Here is a 12,227-nt window from a genome sequence, read left to right on the forward strand (position 1 = left end):
GCCATCGTCAGCTCGCCCGCCAGCACCGACAGCACGATGCGCATCTTGTCCTCGGCGGGGAACACCGGGGGACGACTCATTCGGTCAACTCCTTGGGTCAGGGCCAACAAACCCCTGTGCCAAGAATTCTGACGCGCGACAAATGGACCGTAGTGGCCGCACTCCGCCGCATTCAGCTCGGCACGTCCGAGCGCCGGTCGCGCGGGCTCGCCGTGACGCTCGGTAGCGCGCGGATCGCGGCAGATGTGTGCACTCGACCGCCAATAACTCCACTCCTCGAACGCGTTCTCAGACCGCCCGAACGTCGGCGAGCCGCTTGACTGCGTACTCGTCGTCCCAGCAGGCGGCGGCTTCCCACGCGGCCGACGCTTGCGCGGCGATGTCGTGCGCGCCGTCGTCGAGGCCGGCGGCGTTGCCGGGCAGCACGAGGTCGAGGTCGGGGACGTCGACGTGCGACTCGTCCCAGTCGATCAGCGCGACCTGATTCGCGGTCATGCGGACGTTGCCAGGGTTGTTGGGGTTGCCGTGGACGACGCATGTCTGACGTCCGGTGAGCCGCGCCCACGCTGCTCGGCATCGAGCAACGCTCTCAGGGGGCATCGCGCCGAGGTCGATCTTCGTCCCGGTCTGGGCGTGCAGGAGGTCGGTCGACGATCGCCAGCCTGGGCGCTGCGTCCAGCCCTGCGTCAACCGATGCAGCTCGCGGAGCGTGCCGGCCACGCGACGCCAGTCGGCCTGCGTCTCGGGCGGTCCACCATCCAGGTAGGTCATCACCACCAGACCGTCGGCGAACAGCCGGCCGTCCGTAGCCGGGATCGGCACCGGCACGGTCAGATCTTCACGGTCGAGGTGTTGGAGGAGCTCGGTCTCCCACGCGAGGTCAGCGTCGCTCCTGGCGCCGAGACGACCGACCGCGAGGTGCCCGTTGACGCGCACGCTCCACACGTCGTTGGCGACTCCGCCAGCGAGCGGTTCGATGCGAGCGACGTCTTCACCCCACTGCCCGAGTGCCTCCCACCCCACCGGCCACATCTTACGGGGTGCCGAACATCACTGTTCTCGGCAGTTCAGGATGCCGAGCCCAGCGGGAGACGGTTACGGTGCGTAATACACGCTGATCGGGATGCCCCTTCGTGGTCAGGGGCGTGCGGTACCCGCAACGCGCTCCTGGCGCTCGGCTCTGGGCTGATGGCCTGTTCACCCGGCCTGGGACGCTACGGCTTCGGCGACCTGTTCAGGTGTCGGGGTGGCGTCGATGAGGGTGGCGTAGGTCAGGGAGGCGAACGTGGTCAGTGCGCCTGCACCCAGGTTTCCCCGGTCGGTCTCGATCCCGATCTGCACCCGCCGGGCAGCTTCGGCCGGCTCGAGGTCGGCCCAGGAGGCGGGCATGTGCTCCGCGATCAGCGCGTGCAGCCGGCCGATGCCGTCAAGGCCTTCCGGCAGCCGTGCGCGGGCGAGTCTGCGTCCGTGGTCGTCGAGAAGTTCTATGTCGTGGTGGTCCTCGGCCCAGTCGTCTCCGACCCAGATCAACTGTCCCTCCCTCATGGACATCATCTGCGCAAGCAGCGTGGAGGAGACGCCAGCGATCTAATAGTCAAGTGCTCACCGCGCTCGAGCGGGGCACGTCATCCCATCGGCTGTCTCATCTCCTCACGACCAACGGGCGCACGGTCTGCCGCAAGACCTCGAAGGGTCCGAAGAGTGGAGTGCTGACCCGCCAGCCGCTACCGGAGCCATCCTGCACCAGCAGGCTGACAAGAACCTATTAGAAGAGCTTGCACGCCGGATCCAGTGTGAGCTGGCGCCTGGAACGTAGAACAGTCCGATCCGGTTGGAGTTAATCGCCGGCCGCGAACCGGTCAAGTGATCGAAGAACGTACCCGCGCGTCGTTGAGGTACCCAGATGACCCGCGTTCTCCACAGTGATTAGCTCTGTGCCGGGCCACGCACGATGCAGTTCCCAGGCAGTTCGCAGCGGCCCACCCAGATCGAGCCGACCATGGATCAAAACACCGGGGATGCCGGACAGCCGACCGGCCTCACGCAGAAGTACGCCTTCCTCGAGCCACGCGCCGTGAGAAAAGTAGTGGGTACAGATCCGCACGAAGGCCAGTCGGGCGGCCGGAGGACGATCGCCGTACGGGTTGGAGGCGCCACCGGTCTCTCCGGACAGGACCGCGTCCTCCCAGGCGCACCAGTCGGCCGTGGCCTTTTCCCGTACGGCGGCGTCGGAGTGCTCCATGAGGCGGGCATAGGCGGCGACGACGTCGCCGTCGCTTGGCGTGCCAGGGGCTCCTTCGAGGAAGCGTTCCCACTGCTCGGGGAAGAACCGGCCGACGCCCCGGTAGAGCCAGTCGATCTCCGATCGCCGGGTCATGGTGACCGCGGCGATGACGATCTCGGACACCCGCTGCGGGTGCTGTTGCGCGTAGGCCAGGATGAGCGTGGAGCCCCAGGAGCCGCCGTACAGCAGCCAGCGGTCAATGCCCAGGTGTTCTCGCAACTGCTCCATGTCAGCGATCAGGTGCCAGGTGGTGTTGTGCCGCATGTCGACTGCCGGGTCGCTGGCGTGCGGTGTGCTCCGGCCACAGCCACGCTGGTCGAACAAGACGATCCGGTACCGGTCCGGATCGAAGTATCGGCGCCAACCGGTCCAACATCCTGACCCGGGTCCGCCGTGGACGACGAGCGCCGGCTTGCCTTCCGGGTTGCCGCACACCTCCCAGTACACAAGGTTGCCCTCGCCGACGTCGAGCATTCCCGTCTCATGCGGCTCGATCGGGGGGTATAAATCGTCCACGGTTGAGAGCTCCAAGAAATAGGAAACGGTGCCACAATCGCACGTCCTTGCTCGCTGAGCGACCCGATTGTCGTCCAGCACGCTGTTCCGGACAGCAGCAATTCCGTGACACCATCCGGACATCCTCTATTCGGCTACTTCTTTAATTGATCTACGACCGCAGCCCGGCCAGGCTTGGTCGAGGTGACCGGCGGAGTCGCTCTCTTTTCGGCTGCCCACCGCAGCTTGGTGTGGCTCTCATTTGGCGTGCGTCCTGCCGGTCACCGCGGCGCGGAGAGGCTCAAGAGGGGTATGCCCAGCTCGAAGTAGCGGTGCCCTCCTCGCTGACAACACCTGTCGGCTCGAGGAAGGAAGACCCGGATGAGCCAGGTCATCATCGGTGTGGACCCGCACAAGCGTTCCGCCACGATCGAGATCATCAACGACCGAGAACAGGCCGTCGGTGGAGGCCGGTTCGCCACGGACCGCGACGGCTACAAGGCCATGTTGGCCGCCGGCCGCAAGCACGCTGACCGTCTCTGGGCCGTCGAAGGATGCAGCGGCATCGGCCGCCACGTCGCCCAGCGCCTGGTCGCCGGCGGGGAGACCGTGGTGGACGTGCCGGCGAAGCTGTCCGCCCGGGCCCGGGTGTTCGCCACCGGCCAGGGTCGTAAGACCGACCCGGTCGATGCTCGCAGCGTCGCCGTGGTCGCGTTGCGCACCCCAGGTCTGCGGCAGGTCGCAGTGGACGATACGACCGTCGCGTTGCGGTTGCTGGTCGACCGCCGGGACCAGCTCGGCCGGACCCGCACCGAGGTCGTCAGCCGGCTGCACCACCTGCTGCTGGAACTCGTGCCCGGCGGCGCCAAGCAGTTCCTGTCCGCGCAACAGGCCCGCGCCCTGCTCAACACCGTCCGACCCCGCGATGTGGTCGGCAAGACCCGCCGCTGGTTGGCCTCCGAGCTGATCCACGAACTTGTGACCATCGACAAGAAGATCAAGATCGCGAACCAGGAGCTGACCGAGCTGGTGACCAGCACCGGCAGCCGGCTGCAGCACCTGCACGGCATCGGCCCCTCCGGCGCCGCCCGCCTGCTCGGCGATATCGGCGACATCGGCCGGTTCACCAGCCGCGCGCACTTCGCCTCGTGGAACGGCACCGCCCCGATCGACGCCTCCTCCGGCGACCAGAACCGGCACCGGCTGTCCCGAGCCGGGAACTGGCGCATCAACCGCGCCCTGCACATCATGGCCATCGTCCAGTTGCGACACGACACCGAGGGCCGCCGCTACTACCGGCGCAAGCTCGCCGCCGGCAAGACCCCGATGGAGGCCCTGCGGGCGCTGAAACGCCGCCTCTCCCACGTCGTCTACCGGCAGATGGTCGCCGACGCCAAGCGCATTCGGACGGGCCCGGGAGGACACACGGGGGCGACTCTGACATCCAGCGCGGCCGACCTGAACCCCATGATCGACACTTCGGACAAGTCACTTCCCGGACCCGCCAAACCCAGCCTAAAACAGCCGTCATGATCACCACTTGACAGAGAGGGGTGCCATGTCCGGACGCCGGCCCACGAACGAACCAGCCTTCGACACAGCTGGTGACGGCCCTGTCGGCGGCCAAATGAGGGCTCTCGGCCGCGACGGCGATGATTCAGCCGATAGGCAGGTCGGCCGTGATCGACAGCCGCCCCGCCGGGGAGCAGTTTTGGGTTGCATCCCGCCCTCGAGATCAACCTGCACCTCGACAAGCACGTTTGCGCAGCTCAGCCATGGAGTCGTGTTGCGTTTGGGTACACGCTTCGCCGCCTCCACAGGGGGCACGAACCTGCTCCCGACCGGGCTGGATCGCCAGGTCCGGGTGCCGAGCCAAGCCAGCCCGGGACGTCTATCCGTACAGCGCCTGCAGGCCAACCTCGCCCTGAAACATCCCCACCCCAATCCGTATGCCTCACGACGCCCGGCTGGAAAGCGGCATAAGACGCGCGCGTGTGGAGCGCACCGAGGGCTGGATACGGTTCGAGCGTGAGGCCGGACCTCCCCGATGATCAGCCGCTGGTCTTCCTCGACGTTGACGGGCCGCTCATCCCCTTCAAGGCCCGGCTGGTCAGCGCGCACCGCCGCTCGACCACCGCGTACGCCGAGCCGGTGAAAGACGGCGGCAACCCGCTCCTGGATAGGCTCGACCCCGACGACGGGCGCCGCCTGCTGGCGTTGGGGTGCCGGCTGGTGTGGGCGACCACCTGGGGGACGGATGCCAACGAGGTCATCGCACCACGGCTCGGACTTCCGGAGCTGGCGGTCGTGCAATGGCCCGACGACGATGACGATCCCAGCACGGCCTGCACTGGAAGACCCTGACCCTGTCCCGCAGCGGCCGCGCGCCGCTCCCCCACGACGCCGGCCTCAAGGACACCATCTCGCTACGACCGGGCGAGTCGGCGGAGATCATCACTCGCTTCGACGGCTACCGCGGCCGCTACCTCTTCCACTGCCACAACGCCGAACACGAGGACATGGGCATGATGGCCAACCTCGAAATCACCTGACATCCCCCGGCGCCGCATCGTCGTATGGACAGAAGCCAAGAGCCACAGAGAAAGAAAGGGACAGATTCGATGCCTACGCAACGCGAGGTCGACGAGGCCGAGATCCGGCGGCAGATCGACGGGATCGTCGACGGGATCGGCGCCAAGGATCTCGACGCCCTGCGGCGGATCTACGCGACGGACGTCGTCTCCTTCGACGTCGAGCCACCGCTCCAGCACGTGGGGGTCGAGGCGAAGATGGAGAACTGGATCCGAGCGTTCACGTTCTTCCAGGAGGTGGGCTACGAGGTGCGCGACCTGACCGTCACCGTGGGGGACGAGGTGGCGTTCGGCCACTGCTTCGGCCGGCTCAGCGGCACGCTCGGCAACGGCACGGCCACGCCCGGCATGTGGGTCCGTGGCACCTTCTGCTTCAAGAAGATCGACGGCACCTGGCTGATCGTCCACGACCAGGCCTCCGTCCCGTTCGACATCGCCACCGGCAAGGGAGTCACCAACCTCGAACCCTGACCGCCCATCCTGCCGGCCCCCTGACTGCTCAGGGTGGTCGGCGGTGGCGCCGATGCGGGCCCCGAGGGAGGCGGGCAGGAGGTAGGGGCGTTCGTTGGGGAGGAGGGTGGTGGTGGTGGTGTCGCCCGGCGCGGCGAGGGATACCGCAACGCCATCGCTGACCTCTTCGTCTCCGTGCCCGCCCCGATCAAGCCAAAGAGCGGGCACGTCGACCCGGTTCGGGAACGTGAGTTCTGCTTCTCCTTGATCTTCTCAGCGATGACGCTGAGGACCGCGTACGGTTCTGGCTTCGGCCTGAGCGGCGATCCGGAAACCCTCATGCAGGAACTCGTGACCATGGCCCAGCGCTACCTGCTGCACTAATCAGATGCGTTCGAGATTGAGATGGCAGCCTGCTGCCCGCAGCCGTGCCTGACATCCTGATGACCTCCGGCGGGCCTGGTCCGTACCGCTCCCTGGTCCTCGATCACGGCTGGAGCGAGCCCGCGGCGAGTTTCCCCAACCGCAATCCGGGTCCCTGCAGCGATTCCTCTGCAGCGCTTGCCATCCAACCTTCCCGCCGACGGCACGTCAGTCCCACCCGCCGGGAACGGGCAGGTCGGCGGCGATCAGCAGCCGCCCAGCGTGGGAGCAGTTTTGGGCCGTCTCCTGCCTTGGAGATAGCCTCTCTCTTTGGCTCCATTTGCGCAGCTCAGCGCTTGATCCAGGTGCAGTCGAGAGCACGCTTCGGGGCTCGTACAGGGCATACAAACCTGCTCCCCGGGCACTCGCCGGAGATTCGGCATGGCGAGCTCGTCGTGATGCATCGACACAGACCGCTGCGTGGTATGCGCAACGGCCACTTCGGCAAACCGGTTTGGGGCATGAAGGCCCAATGGAAGTGCGGGCATCGCCACAACGGGTCGCTGAACCGCGACCATCGTTCGTGACGCTGGGTAGCGCGCATCGCGGCAGACGTACGCACGTGACCTTGCACCCGAACCGCCGTAGTTGAGCACGCCGTGAGTCGGCATGCTCGCGTGTCTGTGTCATCGCGGTGCAGTGCCGCCACGCCTACCACGTCGCAGCCATGTCGGTGCGCGATGGCCGGTGCGGCTACCGGGCCGAAGGGCGCGCCTGGCAGGCCCGGCAGAACGGCCTATCTGGCAAGACGTTTGACCGGTCAGGGCGGTGCTACCTACGGTCGGCGACTATGGAGCCCCTGTTCTGCGACACCGCGCTGGCCTTGCGCATCGAGCGGGCGGAGGCCGAGTTCATGGCGGCGTGCGCCGTCGCCGCGAAGGCGCGCGGCGCCGATCCGCGCGGGTTCACCATGCGGGTCGGCGGGGGCGTGGCGAACTTCGTCGAGGCCGGTTCGCCGTTCAACAAGGTGGCCGGTCTCGGCTTCGCCGGGGTGCCGGACGCCGTGCTCGACGAGATCGAGCAGGCGTTTGCGGCGGTCGGCTGCCCGGTGGAGGTCGAGGTGTCCAGTTTGGGTGATGCCGCGCTCGGCGTGCGCCTCACCGAGCGCGGCTACCGGCTGGTGTCCTTCGAGAACGTGCTCGGGCGACTGCTGAGCGACGTTCCGACCTATCCGTCCGACGTGCGGCCCAGCCCGGACGACGAGCTCCCCACGTGGCTCGACGTGGTCGTGGAGGCCTTCCTGCACGCCGACGTCGAGGGCGTTACGGCACACGAACAATTCTCCCGCACGACACTCGAGACGGCCGAGCGCGACCAGGTCACCACGGCCGGGACCGTCCGCTACCTCGCCTGGCGCGAGGGGACGCCGGTCGGCGGCGCCGCCTTCCGCGCCGCGGACGACGGCATCGCACAATTCATCGGCGCGGCGACACAGCCGGCCCACCGGCGAAGCGGGGTACAGACCGCACTGCTGACGGCCCGGCTCGCCGACGCCCGCGCGGCCGGATGCGAACTCGCCGTGGTCACGACCCGGCCGGGCTCCCGATCGCAACACAACGTCCAGCGCGCCGGGTTCCAACTGCTCTACTCGCGTGCCGTACTGATCCGCGAGGAGCGACAAGCCGATACCACGTTCCGTTCGTGAAGTCACAGCACCGGCACCCAGCGGCGGCACCGGATCCCCGGGCTCATCGCTGGTCGCTCCATCCCTTACGCGCGCATGGCTGCCGCGATCTGCCGGCTGAATCTGCTCCACCCCCGCCTGCCATCGGCACGTCAGCCCCAACCGTCGGGAACGGACAGGTCAGCGGCGATTAGGAGCCGCCCAGCGCAAGAGCAGTCTTGAGCAATGCTCTGCCATCGAGATCACCCTGCACCTCGATCATGTTTATGCAGCTCAACGGTAAAGTCCGGCTGCCCTTGAGACCGCGTTTCGGGACCTGCACATGGGGCACCAACCTGCTCCCCCTACGACGCAGCTCATCAGGATCCTCGAGTCATCGAACGCCGAGCCTGCACAGCAGGTCCCGAACGGTATGACCACTCTGGACCTGCGTGCTCAGAGGCCGCCTCCACCCGTACCACGCGCCGCCCGACGTTGACAGGTCGATCGCGGTTCGGCTGCCGAGCGACCATCAAGGCCCCCCGTCGCTGACTTACCAACCCAGCAGTCGCCACGGCTACCCGAGCGCTGCGGCCGGCCGGCTAACCGTGACCACCGGCGTGATGCTCACCGCCGGCACAGTGGCTGAAGGTGAGGTCGGTAGGCGGCAGGCGCCCCGGTGGTGGTGCGGGCCAGAGCACCGGCCATTACCCCGGCTGTGCTCTGATCTGGCTCCCCTCTTTGTCAAGCGGCGTCGGAATGTTGTGTTCTAGGCTGGGGTTCGGCGAGTCCGGGAAGTGACTGTTCCGAAGTGTTGACCTGGGGGGTTTGGGTCAGCCGCGCTGGATTGCAGGGTCGCCCCCATTTGTCCTCCCGGGCTCGTCCCCGTGGCCGTTTTTGCGTCGCGGAGCATCTGTCGATAGACCACATCGGACAGTCGTCGTTTGAGGCTGCGCATGGCTTCCATCGGCGTCTTGCCCTCGGCGAGCCGGCGCCGGTAGTAGGCGCGGCCGGGTGTGTCATGGCGCAACTGGACGACGGCCATGATGTGCAGGACACGGTTGATGCGCCGGTTGCCGGCCCTCGACAGGCGATGCCGTTTCTGGTCGCCGGAGGAGGCGTCCAGCGGTGCGGTGCCGTTCCACGAGGCGAAGTGCGCGCGGCTAGCGAAGCGGCCGATGTCACCGATGTCGCCGATCAGGCGGGCGGCGCCGGACGGGCCGATGCCGTTGAGGTCCTGCAGGCTGCTACCGGTCGCTTCGACCAGTTCGGTGAGTTCCTTGTTCGCCGCTTTGATCTTCTTGTCCACGGCGACCAGGTCGCTGATCAGCTCGGACGCGAGCCGGCGCCGGGTGCGCCCGACAGGTCGCGGGGCCGGATGGTGTTGAGCATGGTGCGGGCCTGGTCGGCGGACAGGAACTTCTTCGCCCCGCCGGGCAGCAGCTCGAGCAGCAGTTTGTGGATGCGGTTGAGCAGGTCGGTGCGGGCGTGTCCGAGGCCGTCGCGGCGGTCCGACCAGCAGCCGCAACGCGACCGTCACATCATCGACCGCAACCTGGCGCAATCCCTTGGCGCGCAACGCCGCCACGGCGACGCTGTGCGCGTCGACCGGGTCGGTCTTGCGGCCCTGGCCAGTGGCGAACACCCGCGCCCGAGCGGACAGCTTCGCCGGTACATCCACGACCGTCTCGCCGTCGGGGACCAGACGCTGGGCGACGTGCCGGCCGATGCCGTTGCAGCCCTCGACCGCCCAGATCCGCTCCGGATAGCGCCGCCCGAGGGCGAGCATCGCCTTGTAGCCCTCCCGATCCGTGCCGAACCGGCCGCCGGCCAGCACGGTCTCCCGATCGTCGATGATCTCGATCGTCGCGGACCGCTTGTGCGGATCCATCCCGATGATGACCTGATCCACTGCCTCTCCTCGCTTGAGCTGGGTTGATTCAGCGAGGAGGGCAGTGCTACTTCGAGCTGGGCAGACCCCTCTGGAGCCACTCCACGCCGCGGTGACCAGCGGGGCGCATGCCAAATCTGAGCCACACCAACCCCGGTGGGCAGCCGAATGTGAGAGCTACCCCGCTGATCACCTCGACCAAGCCTGGCCGGGCTGCGGTCGTACCACCAAGTAAATAAGCAGCCGAATTGAGGGCGTCGAGTTTTTGTCGCCGTAGCGATGACGGAGACCAGATGTATCCGACGGACAGCAGCGGAAATCATTGAGGGTGAATAGCTGCTCCGTCGGCCCGAAGAGGTGCGATATCCGTGCTTGATTTCGACCGGTACTTCGTGGAGTTCGAGGCCGAAACGGCCAGATTGGCCAGGTTGGCGCACGACACGGACGTCCAGCGGCCGATCCCAACCTGCCCCGGCTGGACATTGGAGCAGTTGGTTGGGCATGTCGGCCGCGGGCACCGGTGGGCGGCCGAGATCATCCGGCGGCGCCTGCTGGAGCCGGTTCCCATCCAGGAGGTAGTCGTGCCTGTCGACCCGGATGAGCGAAGCGAGTGGTTGATGGCGGGCGCGTGGATGCTCGGTGACGCGGTGCGGGTCGCGGGACCGGAGCAGCCGGTGTGGACCTGGCAGAAGGATCGGTCGGCGGGCTTCTGGCTACGGCGAATGCTCCACGACGAGGTGGTGCATCGCTTCGACGCCGAACTGGCCCTGGGCATCGAGGGTGACCTGGCTGCGGATCTTGCGGCTGACGGCGTGTCCGACATGCTGGACACTGCCGCGACTCTTTCCAGGCCGGACATCGGTGTATCGAGCGCTTTCGCTAGCTTGGCGGGTGCCGGCGAGTCGCTGCAGTTTGTCGCCATAGACGCAGACCTCGGGTCGGGCCGCGAGTGGTCGGTCACTCGCAGCCCGGCCGGTGTTACCTGGCGGCACGGCCCCCACCGGGCGCACGTCACGGTACGTGGGCCTGCCCTCCAACTGGTGCTCCTGCTCAATCGGCGCCTGACGGTGGGAACGGCGGACGTTGAGATCATCGGCGACCAAGAACTCTTCGCGCATTGGTTGTCGAACAGCAGATTCTGACCGCCATGTCCGGCGAACAGGGCACCCGTTACGACAAGTCGACGACGTGGTGGCTGATTCTTGTCGAGGACGCGCGACGTGCCATCAGGATGAAGCTGCTGGCGCACTTATCAGCCGCGATCCGGCGTCGCCCAGTTCATCCGGATCGGTGACGGGCAGGTTCTTGACCTCGGGCAGCCGCGGCCGCGGAGTGCGAGTCGCCGCAACATGGACCGCCGCGTTGCAGCGTGTTGCGTCTGTGGCTCAGCCGCCGTTGGCGGAGAAGTGCATGAAGTCCTTCAGTGAGTGGTAGTCGCCGCCCCATTTCCATCCGATGGTGGCGAACGCCTTCAGGACGGGTCCGTGCGGAAGGATCATGCCGGGCCGAACGTTGCCGCGGTCGAGGTAGGAAGTGGCCAGTTCGGGAAGTACGACGTTCCCCTTGTGGTACGGATTCTGGAATGGGTCGACGTCCACTGCGAGTCCGTAGGCGTGCTGCGACCAGCCCGTGTGACCCCGTACTGGCCGGCATGCGAACACGGCGGTGGTGTTGTCGTCCCCGGTCGGCGCTGCGTTGAGCTCGGTGGCACTGGTCACCCGCATCCGCTCGATCGGGTACCCCCCGGCGAACAGCCTGCCGAACACCTTGACCAGGCCGTCGGCCGCGCGCGCGTTGACGAGCAACTCACCGGTGTGCGCCAGCCCGTCGAACCCGCGGAAGCTGACCGTCACGTAACGCAAGTCCGTGGCTTTCACCGGGCAGGCGCTGGTCCAGGTGGAGCGGGCGAGCACGCTCGCCGGTACGGCCTGGATCGTGGAGTGGAAGCCGCCGTCGGCCGGGGGCGGTAGGTCGTCCGTCGTGATGATCGATCGATGGCGCAACTCCGGCGGGGTGGCCTGCGCTGCGGCGAAGCCGTTGGACCCGACCGGTAGCACCCGCGTGCCGAGCCAGGCCGGGGCAGCGGTGGCGTCGCCGATGCGCTCGACCGGCGGGCTCGGGTCCGTCGCCGGGTTCGTGGCCGGTGCGCTGGACCTGCCCGCCAGCGCGTCCGGCGCCGGACTGGGCGACGTGCCGGAGCAGGCCGCGGCGACACCGCAGGCCAGCAGGGCCGTCAACAGTCGGCTCATCGGCAGCCATACCGACGTCCGGTGTCGCCCGGGCGTCGTCGTGATGTCTCTCGCCATATCGTTGCGTTCGCCTACGCTGTCGTTCAAATAACTAGTCGACGGTGCCGTACAGAGCCAGTCTGCCAGTAGGGCGAGCGCGCCTCTGGAGAGGAGATCCCTGGCGAGGACGGTCACCGCTGGCCATCCGGATCCGCCGCGAGGGCGCTACCCTGCGTGACAGAGCTACCAGTAATGATCCTTA

Annotated in this window: 11 protein-coding genes and 2 pseudogenes; 8 read left to right on the forward strand and 5 right to left on the reverse strand. The window is 67.4% G+C overall.

The genetic code is table 11. The annotated features are described in order from the left end of the window. Positions 1–288: 288 nt before the first annotated feature. The 3 genes and pseudogenes from VGR06_RS29980 to pip form a co-directional block, all read right to left on the reverse strand. Positions 289–1,032, reverse strand: a complete 744-nt coding sequence (locus tag VGR06_RS29980; protein WP_327562518.1) for a phosphotransferase enzyme family protein — start codon at positions 1,030–1,032, stop codon at positions 289–291. 231 nt (positions 1,033–1,263) lie between these two features. Next, positions 1,264–1,530, reverse strand: a pseudogene (locus tag VGR06_RS29985) (hypothetical protein); the annotation flags it as partial. Positions 1,531–1,837: 307 nt separating this feature from the next. Then, the gene (gene pip, locus VGR06_RS29990; RefSeq protein WP_327562519.1) at positions 1,838–2,800 is read right to left on the reverse strand and encodes a prolyl aminopeptidase; all 963 of its coding nucleotides are present in this window, start codon (positions 2,798–2,800) and stop codon (positions 1,838–1,840) included. Positions 2,801–3,160: 360 nt separating this feature from the next. Between pip and VGR06_RS29995 the strand changes: the two genes are divergently transcribed. The 6 genes and pseudogenes from VGR06_RS29995 (at position 3,161) to VGR06_RS30020 (ending at position 7,888) form a co-directional block, all read left to right on the forward strand. Further along, positions 3,161–4,312 (forward strand): IS110 family transposase, encoded by a 1,152-nt coding sequence (locus VGR06_RS29995; RefSeq protein ID WP_327562520.1) that lies wholly within the window; start codon positions 3,161–3,163, stop codon positions 4,310–4,312. Between the two features lie 495 nt (positions 4,313–4,807). Beyond that, positions 4,808–5,143: a hypothetical protein gene (locus VGR06_RS30000; RefSeq protein ID WP_327562521.1), complete on the forward strand. Its 336-nt coding sequence runs from the start codon at positions 4,808–4,810 to the stop codon at positions 5,141–5,143. Between the two features lie 2 nt (positions 5,144–5,145). After that, positions 5,146–5,331: pseudogene (locus VGR06_RS30005) on the forward strand (multicopper oxidase domain-containing protein); the annotation flags it as partial. A gap of 69 nt (positions 5,332–5,400) precedes the next feature. Then, a complete protein-coding gene (locus VGR06_RS30010; protein WP_327562522.1) occupies positions 5,401–5,841 on the forward strand; it encodes a YybH family protein in 441 nt (146 codons plus the stop codon). Positions 5,842–5,874: 33 nt separating this feature from the next. Next, on the forward strand, positions 5,875–6,204 hold the full coding sequence (locus VGR06_RS30015) for a hypothetical protein (protein ID WP_327562523.1): 330 nt from the start codon (positions 5,875–5,877) through the stop codon (positions 6,202–6,204). An 829-nt stretch (positions 6,205–7,033) separates the two neighbouring features. Continuing rightward, positions 7,034–7,888: a GNAT family N-acetyltransferase gene (locus VGR06_RS30020; RefSeq protein ID WP_327562524.1), complete on the forward strand. Its 855-nt coding sequence runs from the start codon at positions 7,034–7,036 to the stop codon at positions 7,886–7,888. 727 nt (positions 7,889–8,615) lie between these two features. Here the strand turns inward: VGR06_RS30020 and VGR06_RS30025 are convergent. Beyond that, positions 8,616–9,758 (reverse strand): IS110 family transposase, encoded by a 1,143-nt coding sequence (locus tag VGR06_RS30025; protein ID WP_327562525.1) that lies wholly within the window; start codon positions 9,756–9,758, stop codon positions 8,616–8,618. Positions 9,759–10,105: 347 nt separating this feature from the next. On the opposite strand from VGR06_RS30025, the gene VGR06_RS30030 reads away from it, so the two are divergent. Continuing rightward, on the forward strand, positions 10,106–10,879 hold the full coding sequence (locus tag VGR06_RS30030) for a maleylpyruvate isomerase family mycothiol-dependent enzyme (RefSeq protein WP_327562526.1): 774 nt from the start codon (positions 10,106–10,108) through the stop codon (positions 10,877–10,879). A 5-nt stretch (positions 10,880–10,884) separates the two neighbouring features. Continuing rightward, positions 10,885–11,031 (forward strand): hypothetical protein, encoded by a 147-nt coding sequence (locus tag VGR06_RS30035; RefSeq protein ID WP_327562527.1) that lies wholly within the window; start codon positions 10,885–10,887, stop codon positions 11,029–11,031. A 91-nt stretch (positions 11,032–11,122) separates the two neighbouring features. Here the strand turns inward: VGR06_RS30035 and VGR06_RS30040 are convergent, their stop codons facing one another. After that, positions 11,123–11,986, reverse strand: a complete 864-nt coding sequence (locus VGR06_RS30040) for a M15 family metallopeptidase (RefSeq protein ID WP_327562528.1) — start codon at positions 11,984–11,986, stop codon at positions 11,123–11,125. Positions 11,987–12,227 lie beyond the last annotated feature (241 nt).

The sequence above is a fragment of the Actinophytocola sp. genome (assembly GCF_036002505.1).
Classification (GTDB): domain Bacteria; phylum Actinomycetota; class Actinomycetes; order Mycobacteriales; family Pseudonocardiaceae; genus DASYTH01.

Bases quoted from the DNA above. Each gene is read 5' to 3' on its own strand.
- VGR06_RS29980 (WP_327562518.1), bottom strand. From the start codon at position 1,032: ATGTGGCCGGTGGGGTGGGAGGCACTCGGGCAGTGGGGTGAAGACGTC.
- VGR06_RS29995 (WP_327562520.1), top strand. From the start codon at position 3,161: ATGAGCCAGGTCATCATCGGTGTGGACCCGCACAAGCGTTCCGCCACG.
- VGR06_RS30010 (WP_327562522.1), top strand. From the start codon at position 5,401: ATGCCTACGCAACGCGAGGTCGACGAGGCCGAGATCCGGCGGCAGATC.
- VGR06_RS30020 (WP_327562524.1), top strand. From the start codon at position 7,034: ATGGAGCCCCTGTTCTGCGACACCGCGCTGGCCTTGCGCATCGAGCGG.
- VGR06_RS30035 (WP_327562527.1), top strand. From the start codon at position 10,885: ATGTCCGGCGAACAGGGCACCCGTTACGACAAGTCGACGACGTGGTGG.
- VGR06_RS30040 (WP_327562528.1), bottom strand. From the start codon at position 11,986: ATGAGCCGACTGTTGACGGCCCTGCTGGCCTGCGGTGTCGCCGCGGCC.